We start from the raw sequence: 18,028 nt of genomic DNA on the forward strand, positions 1-18,028 counted from the left end.
TTTAATCGCTGATATAGCCCTGCTTATTTGAATTTCTTGGTTCGACACTGAGATATCCTCAGCTTACGTAGCCAATCTAAACCCGTGATTTTGGGTTGGCGTTGAAATTTTCTGCGGTTTAGTGCTAGTGCACAGCCCCCAATACGCACGTTTCCCACAGCGTTCGCAGCAAAAGAAAACTGGAGTAAATGATGACTACAAATACGACTTCGACCAACACAGAAACCAATAGTACTGTCCGGTTAGTGGCGGCATTAAAGGTTTTAGGTGTCACCGATGATACGCCCCTGCATTTGCGCCAATTGCTCATAAGCAGCATTTTATCGGTCGCGAAATTTAATGATGATGCAGATTTAATTGATATTTGTGAGTTTTCTCTGGCTCGTTTGCAAACCGAACTTGAGGATGATGTCAGCGAAAGCGCGGGTTCACCGATTCATTAATAAGAGGAACAAGCCATGAAATTCAATCCAAGGAACATCCTTTCTGGCATGGTCATACACTTACTGATGACTGTGGGTGTTGCACACGCGGAATCTGACCGAGTAAATCTCCACACTTGGAAGCAATACGGCGCAGCGGCTTCGGGAAACTGGGCGGTAAGTCAAGATGGCCAAAGCGTGTATCAAAGCATTAATGGTGCGCCTACCGCGTTTATGAGTGCCAACAAGTATGAGTATCGAACCTTCAAAGGGATCATACAGGTTGATGCAGGAGCCGGTGATGATGACTATATCGGTTTCATTTACGGCGATCCTACTGCTGGTGGCTTTTACCTGTTCTCTTGGAAAAAGCTACCGACCTCTGCAGACAGTGGTTTCAGTTTGATTTATTTCGATGGCACCCTAGATCAGATGAGCGATTATGGGTGGACGGTTCATGATGTCGAACAAGGCAAAAATACTATCTTAGGCAAAAAGCGAAACGTAGAGTGGATGCACGGCCAGCCCTATCAATTTGAAATGCAGCTGTTTCCCAATAGGATTGTGACCAAGTTAGATGGCGCGACAATATTTGATGTCAATAACCTGACCGTAGCTCCGGGATACTTCGGCTTTTTTAACTGGTCACAAGGGAAGGTGCGTTACAATTCCATTCAGCAACTATATCCACCTATAGCTGAACACAAAACAGGGGATATCTCTCAAGGTGTGCCTTTTACGGTAACTGGCACATGGACGGATAGGAACACAACGGATAGCCACAGCTGCATGGTAAGCCAACAGCCTTATTATGGTACTGTGACGATGACTCCCCCGTGTACCTTTACTTATACCCCATCACCTGACCATGATGGCATTCAGACATTTAAATACAGAGTGACTGACGAATCGAACTTGTTTACTGACGGCAATGTCGATGTAAATGTACGATCAAGCGGCACTTCCTTCACCTTGCCTCCACACCTTGTGTCTGGTCAAATAAAGAATGTCTTCACCCAAATTAAATCAACAAGGACTGACGGGAAACCGGTCGTCAATATAATCAATAAGCCTAACTTCATGCGATTAAATGAGTTGGGTGTCATTGAGATGAATCCAACTGACGATGATCTTGGCATGCATCACGACATCACCTTCGAAACAAGTGATGGACTCAAGACGTACAATGCAGGGACATTCGATATTCAGGTTATCCCCTCGACAAACAATGACTACTTGAACCAAAATTTTGAGATTATCACTTCCGATGTGCAGCTGCTTGACTTAGACAATACACCACACACCCTCGTGACCATTCCAGCACTTGAAAGTGGTGAGGGTAATTTAGTAGAAGGCCCACATGAGGCTCTAATCACCGCTGATGTTAATAACACTCATGACATGATGGTCGGTGATAAGGTTGCCGCACCAGGTGATTCGGTGTCGATAACCGTTAACCTTGATAAAGCAGGGTCAGCTCTACCCATATTCTATTTTACTCCGGATGCGGAAGTTGCGAATTTCAGCATTGAATTCCCTTGGATAGACTCACCTCACGATTGGCGTTACGTCGTACAAAGAACATGCTCAGATGCCGACTCTAATCGATGTGATCGAACATTGGAGATGGACAGATTGAAAGCCCCAACAGGCAACCTTCAAGTCTTTCTAAGAAAGAGTGCAAATGCTGAGTATCATAGTTATGGATTTGCCGACGTTTCCACTTGGCGTAATTCTGACTTGGATGAAAACCTTGCGACACTCAGTGACGGTGACTTGGTGGCCATTAACATCAACCAGAAGACAGCTGCTCTAAATGACTTCATCAATCAGGTCATTACACAGTTTGGTGATGGGGATTTGAGCACCAAGCTATCGAACATAGAAGATCAAGCGATCTTGCTGTATCGAATCGGAAGTGGGGTAAAAGAATATAAAACCCAAAAGAATAACCGCTGGGGGACTTCTTCGGTTACATGGATAAGCCTAACTGAATGAAGGAAATGGAATGAAATTGAAGATAAATGCTCCCATGATGGGAGCATTTTTTTAGTTTATTTGTTCAGGAATACGAACGCCATGGCTACGTAACACACGAATGATGTGTGATTGAACGTAAGCCAGCGTGCATTCGCACCCTTCAAAGTAACCTTTGTCTATATCTAAGCTCGTATTTCTACGTTGCTTTTTGAGTTTTTCATCTTCACGAAAGTCGCATAAGAGTTCTCGCAAATCATCTTCTAAACTGCTCGATGGTTTGGTGGATTGCTCTTGGTTCACAGACGTGGATGCTTGAAGTTTTAACCATGACCAAATAAAGCTCTTATTGGAATTCACCGCTTCAGCAAACCGTTCGACGGAGCGAATGGAGTGATATTCGGCGTATTGTTCCCATAATGGTTTGGCAACTGAATCGGTTAAACACGCTACAAACTTAAACGACAATGTTTCTTGGATGTCATTCTTCCCTGCTCGAAGTGGAACCACTATCGTGTCACCGAAGTCGATAAAAGAATGGGTAGCAGCCATTAGAAACTCAATTGAGTAATTGCGCGTGGGTGTAAGTAATCCGTGCTTTTTCGTATCAAAATCATGATGATTATCATGACGTCGTAAGCACAAGTATTCATGAAATGCAGTACTGAACTTACACGGTGTTAAAGATTGATCAATCATGACCCAATCGGAATCAATAACTCTATTGTACATGGGATGTCTCCTCATCATTTAGGGACAAGCCCATTACAGTTGGTAAAAATTCTCGTTGAAACTCTCCAGCCACCAGCACATCACCAATATAAACAAATTGGGAACCTGGATGTTCTGCTGTCTCTGGTGAGAATTCAGGGTTCATGGCAAATTGACGAGTACACTCAACGGTTACGACCGTCCAATCGCTGGACATGGCCATTTGCATACTCTTCTCTTTCGTGTGACCTTGTTTGAGATAATATTCATAACTTTGCTCAACTAAGCGTTCATCACGGATTGTGAGTTGTTCACCTAAAGGGATTGTCTCTGCACCAAACTTACAATCTGCAAGTACAGTGGAAGAAGACAAGCCGATGATAGTAGTGAGTGCAAATTTGCTCATGAAGTTACATTTCAAATTTGCGCATTTTGTTGTGAAAGACATGGTAGTTCCTCGGTATAGTTCGTGCGTAGGCACATGGGGTTTAGTAAGTGCAGGTGTCATTTTTTAGAATGAATATCGATTTCTGAGCTGCATGATTTAAGTACCACCTCAAGATTCTCTTCAGGAATCTCGTTAACTAGGCGACCTAAAAAATATTCCACAACGACGGCTACATCAGCACCTTCTAGATGCATCGCGACCGGTTCTGCCATGGCTTTTTCTGTCATTTCAATATTCATAATCACACCTGTTGCTGTGAGGGTAGTTGTCTAATTTTCCAAGCTATTCCTTGTGGGAATGACCTAGCGTAGCGATACACATTTTCTGCCTCTGTATCTTCAAACTTTTTCTGCTTCACCTTGCCGTTGATCTTGTAGAACAAAATAAAGTCAGCAAACTTACTTATTGGAATGTTTCGTGGCATGAGTTAGCTCCTCCAAGAACTGGAATTTGAGACGTACTAGGCCACCGCACGGGTAAGCTAATAGGTCCCGTGTTGGGTTAAGGTTATGGGGGTTAAGAGCGGATCTTTGTTTCTATGTTTGTTGGGAAACAAACTTCGAATGGGGGGTTACTTCTTTAGAAGTGCTTGTATCTCATCGTCCTGTAGAAGATGGTCAATTCGAGCAATAATGCAGTCGCCTGCGTAACTATCTAATTTGACACTTTGAGCTTTCAACTCATTGAATGAGCGATAAGTCTCTAAGAGCAAATTTGACGGTGGTCTTTTGAGCAATTTAATGCGTCTGACAGTTTTAATAAGACTGATTTCGATATCCACTAAAGCTGACATTTGTTCGAAAGTAGTCATATGAGATCTCCATTTATTCAATGGCAAACAGGGGTATAAAAATCACTAAATCAAGACTTCGACAATAGGTACATTAACGTAGCCGGTTTTGTATGATCTTCCTGTTAGCTTAATGATTCCGGCCTCAACAAGAACATGTTCAATTCCAGTATTTTCACTGAAATTCTTGATGCATGTTTCATTCTCTAAAAGAGAGTCAGTTGGAACACAGGTTGTTGCAACACAAATGCGTTCACCGGGAAAGGTGTCGTTGTTAATGTTGTTATCGGTTTCAGCAGCAATCAGCTCAAGCGCAATTACACCGTTAGCGTAGTGACGTTTAACAATGCGGCAATCAAAACCAAGGAAGTTAAGTGCATTCATATCTGGACTCCAGTTATTCATGGGACTAGTTGGGGTATAAACAAGAGTTGTATTTGAAGGTTGGTAACTCTGAGGAGTTAATAGGGGCAGTCAAAGGACTGATTACATTTCAGATGGCGTAATAACCAGGTGAGCTAGAGGGTGATCCTCGCTGTCCAAGTGGACAGTGTGTTACTCAATTTGCCCTTTTACTATGGCAAAGTAATGAGTCTCAGTTTCCAATTAGTCAGCTTATTTTGCTTGTTTTGAGTACGCGTGCTTTCTAACCATTGCAGATAGCGCACACGTACATCGTGTATCAATTATCACCCGTGCAAATCAATATCAATCTCATGAAGGCTGATAGCAGCGCCGATACTGAACGCTGCGAATCCAATATTGGTAACGCGTTTGTACCACTTGGACAAAAAGAGCAGTGCGAGCAATATTAATGCATTACCAGTAATCATAAAAATCATACTGGCTATCATAAATGCCCCCTAGTGTATCGTCGGTTGAGTGTTAGGCAGCGAGTTTAAGTTGTGTTCAATTTGTTCAGCATCCGACATCTTACTGGCGATGTAGTGTTGGGTCCCCTCTTGTCGTGTTATCGGATCGATATTGATGATTTTGAGGTTGCCTGGAATGATGGCAGAACCAAATTTGGTAGATAGGTATTCGAGCTTATGAAAGATTTGAATCACTGCGGCTGCACAGTTGAGAGGCTTAACCTCTTCGAGATAATAAGTGTAATGATCGAGAGGATTGCTACGTTCTGTATGCTTTTCACAATATGCCTGCATTAGCTCCATAGTTAACGCACCAGTACCGCAAAATGGTTCATAGACCTCGTTATCATTGAGCCCCATCATTTGCTCTAAAAAATCGTCATCTTGATGATTGTTCATTCGTTTCGTCTTTGTATTCACACCTAACTCAATCAGAATGTCCCCGATTGGATCACTGTACCCATTAAGCATTGCATTGCTTAACAACTGTGCAAGCTCTACCACCCCATCTTGTACTGATTCTTTAGAATCTAACCTTGTAGTCACTTTGTGCTGATTAGTATGCGCAAAGGCCCAATAGAAGACAAAATCAGAGAAGGATTTGGAATGGCTGTCATCAAGGTTCCAACTGGTGATGATATTCAGTGCTTGGTTGATCGTGTCCTGTTTATTCATGTGCGCTAACCCATTTAAGTTCTTGATAGTCGGTTAAAACGGTTATGCAACATACGAATGCGGATTTAGGAAGTATTTCAAAGAAATTGAAATTTTGGGTGAAGCGAGATGGCTGGATGTTTCAAAGCGGATGGAAATGGTGGATGAAAAGCCACCCGATCGGGTGACTTTTCATCTTAACTACAAGGTATGCAGCTACTTATTCAGGTAACGTGTCGAGAAACACATTTTACCTCCTAAGTCTTTTAAGCGGCCATCGAGTTCTTGACGACGCTTTTTTTCAGCTTCACAACTTTTGCAGGTTCCCATCTCACGCTGGCCATGTTTAGTGGTGCGCTTGACGTGCCAAAATTCTTTAGTGAGCGGAAAAAAGTGATTGCATAAGGTACATCGTTTTTCAATACCAATGGCAGTCAATTTCATTTTTCCTAGCTGAGAGTTTTTACGCAAAATGTTGTCAGTAATTGCAAAATGGCAGGTGTCTAGTGACATCGCGATATTGGCAATTGGTACTTCAAACTTTTTGGCAATTTCATTTATCGGCATATCTTCTTTGGATAACGCTTTAATTAAGATATGGTCGGTATCATCTAAATAGGTTGATTCCACGATAGATTCCTCCAATTTTGAGGGATCTATCCCTATGAGGGAAGATCCCTCACGGGTAGTGGTGGGTTGTATCAAGGTTTGGGGTTAAATGAAGTAACCTTGATATGGACAGCTCTCAGAAGCAGGGTAATCACTGTATTGCTTACCTTTTCTGAAACTGAATTTTAATGGGTATTTAACTGGTGCTAATTGCAGGTCAGTTCTCAAATGCGATGGGAGATCGTTTGGTCTAATTTCCTCGCCGTTCACGATAATGAAATCGGAAAAAGCTTGGAATTGGGTAAACTCGCGTTCAAGCAATGCAGGGTTCACCTGTCTTAGCACATCCAACTCATTCTCTTTAATGAATAGATGGTTATCGTATTCAAAAGAGTCCAAGCCAAATGCCAATTTTATCCCCAGAGTTCGGAGCTCATCGTCGTCGTATGAGTTCGTGACTGTCGTTGGCAAATTATGTTTCGCTAACCATGTATAAGCATCAACACCTCCGAAAACACCATAACCTTCATAAGCCGGTTCATATATTGGGTCTTCGTTGTTTGGTTGGAGCATGTACACTGGACGACACTTCTCAGTACACGTATTAAAGATTGACTGTTTTGTGTCAGCGGTTTTGAAAGAAAAAAAGCCCATAATGTGTTCCTCTGCATAAGCTGGTTAACCTATGAGGCAAACAACTCCCCTACGGGACGTATGCCCCAAAGGGAGTAAAAGGAAGATTCCTTTAAGATTGGTTACTTCGTTAGGAAGTCAGCAATAATGCTCATGGCATCTTGCGTATTTTTGATGACTGCTGCGGCGCTAGTGTCTCCGTGGTACGAAGCGTCATACCAAATATCAGCAACAGCGCCATCTTGAAGAGCTTCAACCTCAGTTTTAGGCACAGTGCCGAGAAATGATTTCAAGATGTATAACGCTGAACTGTGCAATGTATCTGCACGGTCAGAAATCATCTTTTCAACCAACTCTGCGCTGATGTCTTCAACGGCTTCACACTTATTGTCTTCAATGAATTCGAGCAACTTGGCTTTATCATCGAGCAATTCAGAATCAATAACTTCACTAAGGTACGCGCCAGCGGCCTCAAGATAGAAGTATTTCGATGCTGTTAAGTTGTCTAGAAACTCCAAAACGGATCGAGGGGCTTCAACATCTTGCGATGTAGGTGTTAGTTCATTCATGGTATACCTCTTGAAATGAGGGGACCGCCCTAATGGGTATCGGACCCACAGGGGGTTAAGCTATAAATAGCTTCGCAATTAAGTCAGCTAAACTGATTATCCCTAAAAGAAATCCAATCAAACCTAAACGAAAGGAAAGCTTTACATTGAGATCTGGGAACGTCCAAAACCATCTTGTAATGTCCCACCAGTCAGCTGTATTCACAGACAAACGAACGTCTTTATTAAAGGTCACACCAAGTTCATTTACACCATCGTAATCGATAGCAATATATTCCTTGTTCAGCCCTTTAATCTTGCCGCCATTACCCATGCAATATCGGATTATCCATTGACCGTTCTCTTTGTTGGTGATTCGAATTGCCGTTCGTCTTTTTAGCTTTAAGCTTCCAAAACCAACACGACTGTTTTCGAATCGAACAATTGAATGAGACAGGCCAGAGTCTTCATCAGGCAAACGCAGAACACGTTGAGCAATCATAAAGCTGTGACCATCGTGTATTCGGCGACATGGACGTTGAATATCTAAAGTTTTGCGATTCATCAGTTTGCCTCCGTCAGTTCAATCGAACGCTGTATACAAAGAGACATAAACGCAGCCATGACTGGATGATTTAGATCTTCGAACCAACGTTGCCATGACTTCCAGCTAGAGTTTTCATCTAAGCTACATTCCGCAAGAGCAGAAGAATGCACGCAAGCATGGCTCAGTAATTGAGTGACTTTGCGTACCAGTGTTTCTTGATATCGAATACCCGTCACATCGAAAGGAAGTTTGCACGAAAGCTGTTCGGCTTCTTCGGTTTCAATCGGAAAGATATCGTCATTTTTTATCAAGAACGCTTGATGACTTGCTTCAAAACAAAATGTCACGAAGTGTGGATTCACGCCTTTTCCAATTGGAAACAAGACACTGCCACAAGGCTTTACAACCCAGAGAAATTGGGTGGTTGGGTTATCACGGCGAGTACGATTCAAGCTACGCGCATCAGCTTCAATATCATCAATCGCAACGATTGGTAATCCGAAGGGTTTTGCTGCAGTTAAAAGCATATCTGGAGTGATCATATTCAGTTCCTCCAAGAACTATTAAGGTTTTGAAGGGACAACTTCCCACAGGGAAGAAAGTCCCTGCTAATGGGTAAGGGGTTGAGCTATATAGCTCTTTGCTTGACTAGACCTAGACTCGGGCTAGTCGTGCTGAATGCACGTTTGCCAAAAAAACGAATCGATAGTTCTTGAAACAGGTACATTTCAAACATCGACTCAGGGCTAAATGAGCAATATAACTTGCGAGTGCCAAACCAACTTCTTTCCATGATGTCAGCACCAAAGCTGGATACAATCGATTCAAACTGCTTGAGTTTGTACTGATCTTCCCAGGTTGTAGGTTTGACTATCCAAAAAGACATGGAATGACAATAAGGCATAGCCTCATAACTCACTGCTTGCTTGAATGCCAATCGTAATGATTTAAGCCAGCCTTCAGGGGTTGCCCATCGACCATTAGGCTTTAAATCGCCACTTTCAACACTTCGGCACCATTCACATCCGTATTTTTGGAATAGTGAATACTCAGTGTCGACACCGCAATACATCCAATCTCGGGTGCGCTTTCCTGACTCTGTATCAACACAATTGGACGGACCAATTAAGAGTTGAAGCATGTACAAGTTATCCGTTGAGATGATCTTGAACCGTCTGAAAAGTTCGGCATCGATATCGTAATCGCTCATAGTTGAACAATTGATATTGAAATGTTTGAGTAGGAAATCTTTCTTTTGTTGACTTACTACATCTGCAGGACAGAACGTAGCAAATTTCTCATAGATGATTTCATATGACATAAGGGTTTCCTCCATAGGAATTGGGGATACAAGCTCAATGTCTTTGATTGACGTTGAGTTTGTTGGGGTTATGGGTAATTAAGGTAGTTCGATGTCAATGTCTGATTGCGAATCAACGCAACAAACAAGTATTTCACCGTCTTGCTTATATCCAATAGGGTCATTTAAGTAAGTAGGAGTGCCAGTAGCTTTGAGACGACAAGCGCCACAGTAACCATTTCGGCATTCAGAATTTACTTTGTATCCAGCTCTTTCTAGTGCGACAAGCGCCGTACAAGAATCAGTTGGAATGGGTGTGTTGTTAACTCGCATAATAAACCTCGAATAAATCTCCAGCAGGCATGCAAATACCAAGAGAACGACCATTGTCCCATTGCATATGCAATGTTCCCATGTCGTCGATACGCTTGATTTGACCAAGTTCTCCTGCATCAATTGGGTCAATATCGTTCATGTGAATCATCTTGATGACGTCACCAGGTTTAAGCGATTGCTTGATTGTTTCAGTAGTCGGGAGAAATAAATTCTCAGCCAAAAACCAGCAATCTGTAGCGAAGTTATCGTGGAATTTAGAATCTAAAAGAAATGGCACATCTAATAATCCATTTGATGTAGTTCGGAAATGTTCACGGCCTGTACGCTCAAGAGAGGCGTTAATCCAACGAACAGCGCATTGCGCGATTTGTAGGTCCAACGGGTTATCGTTGCAGATATAGCGGGTCATAGAAGACGTATAAGTTGCTAAAGCTGCATCAATGGTAGAGTTGCGCATGGTAATTCCTCCAAGGAATAAAGGAACAAGCGCAACCTATGGTAATAGGGTACGATCTGTTCCCTATGGGTAGGTTTTTGTGACTTGGGTATTAAAGTCAATGGGGACATGTCATAAGACAAGAGGATATTGCAACAGCATCCTAACTGGATGAGGAATAATCACTTTAATAAAGTGATAAATTTCTCGGGTAAATCAATTACAGTTAACATGAATTTCATCGTACTTTTGGCAATTACTGGCGGTATTTTCCGTGTTTACGAAGTACTTGTGTTCTCGTGACCTAATGGCTGAGTAGTAACCTTAAGGTTGATTTTCGTTTTACTGTGCCATCCTTAATTGGCACAACGGCTTTCACTTGCAATAAGCTCCACCCCAACCGCTCTGACTCTTCAAGGACGATGCATTCATAGGAAGCCTCAACTTCACTCAGTGCATTGGCCATATCAGAGAACTTTAGCTCGGACAGCCCTTCAATGTTTTTACCATCAACCGTGTACCAAGACCCAGTGACCATAAGGTTCTCCTTCAGTGATTTCATTTATATCGTTATACAGCAACCGTGCATTGTCTTGAGCTTTTTGCGTTTAGACCAATCCTTGAGCGACCTAAAAGCAAAAAGCCTCCCCGAAGGAAGGCTAATGCGTATTTAAGCAACATCGTTAAATTCTCTATCGAGAAAACCAACCGGTGTCAGCTTGTTTTTGGCTAAGTATCCGATGAAATTCTGATATCCAGAATCACACCATTCATCAAGCCAATCTTGTGATTTTGCCAATTCCTTGATGGGACTCGGTGGAGATGCAATGGTCACTTTGCAGTGATTCATATTTTTCTCTACACGTTCCTTCAAAGAGATGGCAGCTCTGTCGCCTTCCGGCATGTCTTTTCCTTGTGTAAGGCGATCTTTGTCTTTAAAAATAACCAAGTCGGTTACTTCGAAAGGAATATCGATCAGCTCCATCAAGGTAGAAGAGATACCTGACCAAACAGGAATACTCTCAGCATGCTGGCAAGCCAAACAGGTTTCAGGACCTTCTCCAACGCCTAACACAATTCGTGTATTGTCCATTTCATCTTTACAGATTAAAGGCATACCAAACTGTATTGATGCACCGCGAGGATCCTCTATTGGTGACATTTGCATCTTAGGGTTATCAAGCAACGGTGATTTATCTGAGCCATCGTCATTCAAAAAAATTCGATGAAAAGCAATTGCCTCACCTTTCAAATTTTGAATGTATAAAACAATGCCTGGTAAATACACTTCGTTGCTTTGTGAGTCCCACATTTTAAGTTGTGAGTGAAACCCAACGTTACAAGGTATTTGAATGTCACCTAATCCGCGTGATACTAGATAGTTCATACCTATTTCAGATTCAGTGACAGCAAAAGCCTCATGTTCAACCTTTTGCAAAATCCATAGGCGTTTGCTTATAGCTGCAGGACTAAGAACAGCTTTCTCTTCTTTTTGAGCGGCTACGGCTTTCACTTCTCGCTGAGAAATGTTGTCTGTAGACTCCCCCAAAATATCTAAGATAATGTCCATTGCCTTCGATTTATTACAATTTTCAAGCCAAGCGACCATATCAATACCATCACCAATACGACCCTTACCATTGTAATAACCGCCACCAGACTCGTTCCAATCTTTGTACAAGCGAAAGACAGTTTTGCCTTTGCCAGTGAATGGATCTGGTACAGCTTTAGAAACACCATTTGAAGACTTTCGCATCGCCTCAGTTAGTTCACCGTAACATTTGAACACTGAGGACCAGCCACCATGACGCATCACTAACGCATGTACATCTTGGATTTTTGATCTTCTGTAATTGCTCATTTTAACCTCCTAAAAGGGACGCTCCGAAGAGCGTCACTGTTACGTTTAACTAATTTCAATCGATGACAACAAGTTCTGTTGAATCATGTCATCCAACACAGCGGGAAGGTCATCAGCATCACGTATCACTTGATAATTTGGAATGCCTCCGTACCTTGATTCGCAAATATTGATTGACGCAACATCAATCCCTTCGGCTTTACATTGCTCTACCTGACTTTCGACAGCATGTGTATCAGCTGGACACCCATCGGTAACAACAAGTAATTGCTTTCTGCTTGCCATATCGAGCTTTGTAAACTCTTGACGAGCAGCTAAGACAGCTTTATTAGTTTCAGTACCATTACCAGATTCAATACCTATTCGCGGATAGCATTGCATCAAAGGTTCATTGAATGACTTTCCAATATAAGCCATCGTATTGAAATACAAGACTGATACTGGTACATCCAACTCTTCAAGTGCAGCTGCAACCGATAAGGCGGCTTTCTGGGCAATGTCCAATCGACAGTAGCCAGTTCGATCTCCAGACTCATTTGTAACAGGCACACCCATTGAGCCAGAAATATCAATCGCAATAACGAATGAAGATTTATGAGTCTCAACGATATCCTCTGTATAGAAGATTCGACTGTTACCAGCAGTTACACCCGCAAGTAAATCACAGTCAAAATCACTACCAGATTCATCGTACATGATGGGTACAGCCTCTTTAGCCCACATCTGCGATTCGATAATACGTTTAATCGCACGAGCACCAGAGTTGATACTGCTTTGGATTGGCATTGATAACATTCGCCCATTTAGCTCTGGCGTGACGTTATAGTTACAAATGTCCTCATAGGATGCCGGATTCACTGAAGCATGTTTATTGATCGCTTGATCGATAAGCTCATGAAGATCGGCCAATGCTTCACCCAAGCGCTGAAAATCTTCATCACTGAGTGGGTTACGGGTTGAAGAGCCTTGAGAAGCGCCCTGACCAGCTGAACCGGAGTCCTGACCATCTGAATCATCATCTGAATCCGAACCGGAGTCCTGACCATCTGAATCATCATCTGAATTCGAACCGGAGCCCTGACCATCTGAATCATCATCTGAATCTGAACCGGAGCCCTGACCATCTGAGTCATCATCTGAATCTGAACCGGAGCCCTGACCATCTGAGTCATCATCTGAATCTGAACCGGAGCCCTGACCATCTGAGTCATCATCTGAATCTGAACCGGAGCCCTGACCATCTGAATCATCGTCTGCATCTGAACCGGAGCCCTGACCATCTGAATCATCGTCTGCATCTGAACCGGAGCCCTGACCATCTGAATCATCGTCTGCATCTGAACCGGAGCCCTGACCATCTGAATTTTCGTCTGAATCTGAACCGGAGCCCTGACCATCTGAATCATCGTCTGAATCTGAATTCTGATTAGCTGATTGTTGTTGCTGTGGTGGTTGCGGTTGCTCTTTAGAAAGACGCTTTAATAAAAGCATAACCTCGATGGTTTCATCTATAGCAGCCACTGTTGAAGGTAATTTACCCCAATTAATCATCCGCTTTTCAATTTCATCAAAAATTGGAGAATTTGGAGTGCCTAATGACATCAGTAGATGTCGAGCATCATCACCAAGTTTCTTTAGGTGAGATTGCCCCTCAATTGCAATACCACGACCAGAATACAATAACCAAGCAAATAACAACCCAGCGGGGCCGTCACTTATTATTGGTTCCTGAAAATAACCCTCTTCGAGCAAGTCATAAGTCATTTTCTGAAATACCCAGTAGGCACCAGAAAACTCCTTCATACAAGCAGTCTCTACGCGACAATCTTCAATGATATTGTTGATTGATAAGAACGTGCTTGATTTACCCTTGAGGTGTTTCTCGAAGACTGAGAAGTCACTGAATCGTAGATGACCACCAGCTTCATGAGTAATTTTTGCTTCAACGAGTCGTGACCAAACTTCATCAGAGGGGTCACCAGCGTTGATATAAATATCTCTGCCATTCGTGTAGCAAGTTCGACGGTCAAAATAGATATTTACGTCAAATCGTGCATGAATATCTGTAATAACTCGCATTGTGTTTTGAACTTCTTGAATTGAAGCCATAAGGTGTTCCTCCAAAAAAATAGGATAGAGCTCCCAAAGGGAGCTCATTAGGTTAGGTAGGTGGGGTTAGCCGAACCAGAAGCCGGTTGTTGACGTTTCGCCAGTGACTTCTTCATAGGTAGGAGTACTATTGCCGCTGTCAGTATCAGTAGAAACTACTGAGTCCTTAATCGCGTCAATAATTCTCGGTTCAGATTCATCTGCGACTTCCATCACTGGCACAATGCCATTTAAGATGGAGCCACGTTCTGTAAGGTTATGTACCAATTTAACCGCGTAGGTCATATCAGAGCCTTCGATGTTCCCAGTTTTGGGTAAGGTATCGAACGCTTCATCAAGTTCATCAACCAATCGGTCAAACACAGTGTGTTGGAATGACATTGAGTACACGTAATCACGAATAGCTCTTATTGGCTTGAAAGTTCGCTGAATCATTGAACTTTTACCAATAATTTTTTCATAAACAACAACAGCTTGCTCCGCGACGTTATCCAAAATCCCTTCCACGATGTAATCAACAGCTTCCTGTTGGTCATCATTGAAATAAGGTTTGAAGGCCATCGGCGGCAATACGTTGAATTGAAAACGTCTAAAGAAATCATCTTTAGGGGTCTTCAATGACTCAATAATTTCAGCCATATCAGGGTTAGCTTTCTTGTGTTCTTCAACTATGGTGTCATAGCGATTATCACGGTCAGCGACTTCTGAATAAAACTCAGCTTGAATTGCCTTGAGTTCAACGAGTAGAGAGTCAAGTTCATCAACTGGAATCGCGGTAACGCGTCCATATCGGACACCTCGGGCTGCAATAGCGCGGCGTGCCTTAGTCTCCAATGTGTTCTTAAACTGCAACTCAGAACGAGGAAACCACTCAATACGGGCTTTACGAGCAATCTTTGAATTCACTTCCTTTTCGTCTAAGAGAGTTTTAGCATTCGCTAACGTTTTCTCTCCATCACGGCCAGAAGTAGTTACATCGATATTCACAAGCCCATTTTCGAGTCGATTAGCAAATTCGCCATCTTGTTGAGCCACTTGGTCAAGTTGATTTTGAGCTACTGTATCGATATCGAGAGTTTGGGTATCGTTGATGTCTTTCATAATTCCTCCAAGGAATAAAAATTGGAGGGACTGATCCCGGTCAGGGAATCTAGTCCCTGAAGGGGTTAGGTAGGTTTGTTAAGGAGTAGCGAACCTAAGTTCGTTTTTGCTGAAACATTTAATCTGTGTAAACTGATATTGCTTCTTCATTTTCTCTTTAACTTTTTTTTCGCTGTAGTTACGCGCTAGTAACTCAGACTGATGGGTTTTACGATAGAAGTTAAGCTTTTGGCCTTTGGCTCCGTAAACAACCAGTGTGTCGGCACCAAGGCACGTATATCCCCAAAGCTTATTACTTCCATTGTCATTGCAATGATACAGTTTGAACTTGATTGTACTGATATCTAGACCGTCTAAATCCGATCTTGGCAAATCAGCATCTTCACACTCTGAATCATTGCTTGTTACTTTTTTGATTGCTCTTTCAACCAGGTATACGGTTGATCGAGAATATGACCATTCTTATCTTTGAACACTTGATCAATAATCTTTTCGATATCAGCTTTGTCACGAGTGTCGCAGCCATTCCAAAATACATTATTAAACGAAGCACGCAGTGGAGCTCTATCACCATTAATTTGAATGTAGTAGCACCAAGATAAAACCACACGAGTTGAAAAAGCCGTTCCAATACCAGATTTGGTTGTTCGATCTCGATTAGGACCTAACATTGCATCACGCATAGCATTAGCAAACTGGATTAACTTCTTCAGTAACTTCTTGTGGTCGCGTAAAAACGGAAATTTACCAATTACCACTTTCTCTTCTACTTCCGTGCGTAAATACGGAAAAGGCACAACGAATGAACGATTTCGAAAAGCCGTATCCCAACGTCGAGACGATGGATACAAACCAGAAATGTCCCCTTCTCCAGAAGTATTACCTAACGTTACAAAACGATAGTTCTGGTGTGGATAAATGATTTCTCCTGTGTCTTCAATAGACCAAGGTTTCGTCATCTCAGAAGGAAGGTGAAGTTTGGCAATAAAATCTAAAGACCCTTTATCACATTCATCAAGCAAAACACATTTTCCGTGTTTCATTGCGTCAGCGATAGGTCCATAAACATATTCCGTTTGACCGTTTGACAACACCCAGCGGCCTTGCATCTTCTCAGGGCGTAATGTCGGGTTAACAGACACCAGCACAGTTGGCCAATTAAGGCGAGCACAAAGCCAAAGCATGAAATCAGTTTTACCAGACCCCGTAGGACCAACCATATGCATGAAGTTAGGTCGTTGAGGTGAGCAAAACCAAGATATAACTTGGGAAAGTTGTTTTTCATCTGGAATATAACCTGCGATTTCGCGAGGTACATCTGGATGACGGTGTTTAGGGATCTGAATAACTGCCGTTACTGCTGCTGGGACAAACGGTTTGAACACGTCGGCCATACGAACAGTAATCATCTCTGAGTAATCAATTTCTTCAACAGTAGAAGTTGGTTGGTTATTCGTGTCTACAGTAGTCACAGGGTTAGCATTAGACATAGTTAATTCCTCCAGGAATGAAGTGTGGGGTTAAATTAATATGGGTAGTTAATTAAGGGGTTAAGCTGTCTTGAGAAAGAAAGCTTTATTAGCATCTTCAAGTAGCATTTCTGCTTTATGAAGAAGTTTGGGGTTATTCAGTACCTGAGCCTTTCGAAGAAGGCGCAGAGCGCGCCTTTTTCGTGCTGCAGATACATTTTTCTGGTGAGAAAAATTCATATCCGCGTACCTCGAATTATTGCTGATTATAAGCACGCTGACGGAAATTTCCGTTGCCTGCTTGTGGGCGGAATTGACGCTGTGTAGAGTCAGGTTGTTGTGCATTATTGGCATTCTGCTGTGGAGCATTCTGCTGTGGTGCATTATACGCTGGACCATTCTGTGGAGCGTTATTGTACGCAGGAGCATTTTGCTGCGGTGCGTTGTTATACGCAGGAGCATTTTGCTGTGGTGCGTTTTGCTGTGGTGCGTTGTTGTACGCAGATCCATTGTTTTGTGGGGCTTGATTCGCAGCTTTTAAGCTTTGAAGTTCGAACTTCTTAACCATACCAAGAACACGACTAACGCGGAATTCATGTCCAGTGACATTATTGCCGTTTTTGTCGGTGTAATCGTTAGTAGAGAGTTCAGTTTCGACCATTAAAGAATCACCTTTGTCTAAACCTTGTTTGAAGTTCTGATCAAAAGTTTTTTGTGAAATTGACAGGCGAGCCCAGTGGGTTTCATCTTGCCAATTTTGTTGCTCATCTTTAAATGAACGAGTTAATGCAATTGAAACATTGTACCAAGTACTGCCATTTGCATTTTTCTGTTCAATCGAACCAACATTGCCGCCAAGCGTAAAGTTACACAATGAAGGTAGTCCAAATTGATTAACAGAATTGCCATCAATTTCGCCTAACACATTATGAAGTTCATAATAAGTATGCGTAAGTTCGCTGTTATTGTTACCAGTGAATTTACACGTCTTAAGAGATACTTTACACACATAACCAACACCGACTGGAAACTCTAATTGCCCATGGGCAAAAAGTTGAATCTGGTTAGTACGTGACTGCATTTGGTTTTGACCGTCTACCCAAGAGGTAACTTGATCGGCCCAGATGGTCGTGTTGCCATTCTCAATTTGAGAACCAGTAACTACGAATGCGATAAGGCCATTGTTTGAACGGAAAGGTTTCATA

At 42.4% G+C, this 18,028-nt stretch carries 25 protein-coding genes; 2 read left to right on the top strand and 23 right to left on the bottom strand.

Features of this window, described 5'->3' with window-relative positions; genetic code table 11:
• The first annotated feature begins 191 nt into the window (after positions 1 to 191).
• Positions 192 to 443 (top strand): hypothetical protein, encoded by a 252-nt coding sequence (locus OH460_RS24330; protein ID WP_081231398.1) that lies wholly within the window; start codon positions 192 to 194, stop codon positions 441 to 443.
• Between the two features lie 15 nt (positions 444 to 458).
• Complete coding sequence (locus OH460_RS24335) at positions 459 to 2,420, top strand: Ig-like domain-containing protein (protein WP_269999829.1); 1,962 nt, start codon at positions 459 to 461, stop codon at positions 2,418 to 2,420.
• 51 nt (positions 2,421 to 2,471) lie between these two features.
• Here OH460_RS24335 and OH460_RS24340 read toward each other — a convergent pair whose 3' ends face one another.
• The 23 genes from OH460_RS24340 to OH460_RS24450 all read right to left on the bottom strand — a co-directional run bounded on the left by OH460_RS24340 (position 2,472) and on the right by OH460_RS24450 (position 18,027).
• Positions 2,472 to 3,131, bottom strand: coding sequence for a hypothetical protein (locus OH460_RS24340; RefSeq protein WP_269999830.1), 660 nt, complete (start codon positions 3,129 to 3,131; stop codon positions 2,472 to 2,474).
• Positions 3,121 to 3,558 carry a hypothetical protein gene (locus tag OH460_RS24345; protein ID WP_269999831.1) on the bottom strand — a complete coding sequence of 146 codons (438 nt, stop codon included), beginning with the start codon at positions 3,556 to 3,558 and terminating at the stop codon, positions 3,121 to 3,123. Before OH460_RS24345 ends, OH460_RS24340 begins: the two co-directional genes overlap by 11 nt.
• Before the next feature lie 56 nt (positions 3,559 to 3,614).
• Positions 3,615 to 3,797, bottom strand: coding sequence for a hypothetical protein (locus OH460_RS24350; protein WP_102423482.1), 183 nt, complete (start codon positions 3,795 to 3,797; stop codon positions 3,615 to 3,617).
• A gap of 2 nt (positions 3,798 to 3,799) precedes the next feature.
• The gene (locus tag OH460_RS24355; protein ID WP_081231393.1) at positions 3,800 to 3,982 is read right to left on the bottom strand and encodes a hypothetical protein; all 183 of its coding nucleotides are present in this window, start codon (positions 3,980 to 3,982) and stop codon (positions 3,800 to 3,802) included.
• Positions 3,983 to 4,129: 147 nt separating this feature from the next.
• A complete protein-coding gene (locus OH460_RS24360; protein WP_081231392.1) occupies positions 4,130 to 4,369 on the bottom strand; it encodes a hypothetical protein in 240 nt (79 codons plus the stop codon).
• Between the two features lie 45 nt (positions 4,370 to 4,414).
• Positions 4,415 to 4,732 (bottom strand): hypothetical protein, encoded by a 318-nt coding sequence (locus OH460_RS24365; RefSeq protein WP_081231391.1) that lies wholly within the window; start codon positions 4,730 to 4,732, stop codon positions 4,415 to 4,417.
• Positions 4,733 to 5,211: 479 nt separating this feature from the next.
• Positions 5,212 to 5,895, bottom strand: coding sequence for a hypothetical protein (locus OH460_RS24370; RefSeq protein ID WP_154723916.1), 684 nt, complete (start codon positions 5,893 to 5,895; stop codon positions 5,212 to 5,214).
• 195 nt (positions 5,896 to 6,090) lie between these two features.
• Positions 6,091 to 6,504 carry a hypothetical protein gene (locus tag OH460_RS24375; protein ID WP_081231386.1) on the bottom strand — a complete coding sequence of 138 codons (414 nt, stop codon included), beginning with the start codon at positions 6,502 to 6,504 and terminating at the stop codon, positions 6,091 to 6,093.
• Positions 6,505 to 6,588: 84 nt separating this feature from the next.
• Positions 6,589 to 7,137 carry a hypothetical protein gene (locus OH460_RS24380; protein WP_154724110.1) on the bottom strand — a complete coding sequence of 183 codons (549 nt, stop codon included), beginning with the start codon at positions 7,135 to 7,137 and terminating at the stop codon, positions 6,589 to 6,591.
• 101 nt (positions 7,138 to 7,238) lie between these two features.
• On the bottom strand, positions 7,239 to 7,685 hold the full coding sequence (locus tag OH460_RS24385; protein ID WP_269999832.1) for a hypothetical protein: 447 nt from the start codon (positions 7,683 to 7,685) through the stop codon (positions 7,239 to 7,241).
• Between the two features lie 55 nt (positions 7,686 to 7,740).
• Positions 7,741 to 8,229, bottom strand: a complete 489-nt coding sequence (locus tag OH460_RS24390) for a hypothetical protein (protein WP_081231383.1) — start codon at positions 8,227 to 8,229, stop codon at positions 7,741 to 7,743.
• A complete protein-coding gene (locus OH460_RS24395; protein WP_269999833.1) occupies positions 8,229 to 8,753 on the bottom strand; it encodes a hypothetical protein in 525 nt (174 codons plus the stop codon). Before OH460_RS24395 ends, OH460_RS24390 begins: the two co-directional genes overlap by 1 nt.
• Before the next feature lie 86 nt (positions 8,754 to 8,839).
• Entirely contained in the window at positions 8,840 to 9,532 is a 693-nt protein-coding gene (locus OH460_RS24400; protein WP_136987179.1) for a hypothetical protein, read from the bottom strand.
• Positions 9,533 to 9,610: 78 nt separating this feature from the next.
• Positions 9,611 to 9,844: a 2Fe-2S iron-sulfur cluster-binding protein gene (locus tag OH460_RS24405; protein WP_081231380.1), complete on the bottom strand. Its 234-nt coding sequence runs from the start codon at positions 9,842 to 9,844 to the stop codon at positions 9,611 to 9,613.
• Entirely contained in the window at positions 9,834 to 10,304 is a 471-nt protein-coding gene (locus OH460_RS24410; protein ID WP_269999834.1) for a DUF4314 domain-containing protein, read from the bottom strand. Before OH460_RS24410 ends, OH460_RS24405 begins: the two co-directional genes overlap by 11 nt.
• A 283-nt stretch (positions 10,305 to 10,587) precedes the next feature.
• Positions 10,588 to 10,821 (bottom strand): hypothetical protein, encoded by a 234-nt coding sequence (locus OH460_RS24415; RefSeq protein ID WP_081231379.1) that lies wholly within the window; start codon positions 10,819 to 10,821, stop codon positions 10,588 to 10,590.
• Between the two features lie 132 nt (positions 10,822 to 10,953).
• On the bottom strand, positions 10,954 to 12,144 hold the full coding sequence (locus tag OH460_RS24420) for a DUF7146 domain-containing protein (protein WP_269999835.1): 1,191 nt from the start codon (positions 12,142 to 12,144) through the stop codon (positions 10,954 to 10,956).
• Positions 12,145 to 12,189: 45 nt separating this feature from the next.
• Positions 12,190 to 14,253 (bottom strand): hypothetical protein, encoded by a 2,064-nt coding sequence (locus OH460_RS24425; protein ID WP_269999837.1) that lies wholly within the window; start codon positions 14,251 to 14,253, stop codon positions 12,190 to 12,192.
• A 66-nt stretch (positions 14,254 to 14,319) separates the two neighbouring features.
• Positions 14,320 to 15,354: a DUF3150 domain-containing protein gene (locus OH460_RS24430; RefSeq protein WP_269999838.1), complete on the bottom strand. Its 1,035-nt coding sequence runs from the start codon at positions 15,352 to 15,354 to the stop codon at positions 14,320 to 14,322.
• A 78-nt stretch (positions 15,355 to 15,432) separates the two neighbouring features.
• Positions 15,433 to 15,726 carry a hypothetical protein gene (locus OH460_RS24435; RefSeq protein WP_269999840.1) on the bottom strand — a complete coding sequence of 98 codons (294 nt, stop codon included), beginning with the start codon at positions 15,724 to 15,726 and terminating at the stop codon, positions 15,433 to 15,435.
• 32 nt (positions 15,727 to 15,758) lie between these two features.
• A complete protein-coding gene (locus OH460_RS24440) occupies positions 15,759 to 16,844 on the bottom strand; it encodes an AAA family ATPase (RefSeq protein WP_081230315.1) in 1,086 nt (361 codons plus the stop codon).
• A 60-nt stretch (positions 16,845 to 16,904) separates the two neighbouring features.
• Positions 16,905 to 17,063 carry a hypothetical protein gene (locus OH460_RS24445; protein ID WP_154723760.1) on the bottom strand — a complete coding sequence of 53 codons (159 nt, stop codon included), beginning with the start codon at positions 17,061 to 17,063 and terminating at the stop codon, positions 16,905 to 16,907.
• A 16-nt stretch (positions 17,064 to 17,079) separates the two neighbouring features.
• Positions 17,080 to 18,027 (bottom strand): single-stranded DNA-binding protein, encoded by a 948-nt coding sequence (locus tag OH460_RS24450; RefSeq protein ID WP_081230314.1) that lies wholly within the window; start codon positions 18,025 to 18,027, stop codon positions 17,080 to 17,082.
• Position 18,028 lies beyond the last annotated feature (1 nt).

The sequence above is a fragment of the Vibrio sp. Makdt genome, assembly GCF_027587015.1.
Taxonomy (GTDB): domain Bacteria; phylum Pseudomonadota; class Gammaproteobacteria; order Enterobacterales; family Vibrionaceae; genus Vibrio; species Vibrio chagasii_B.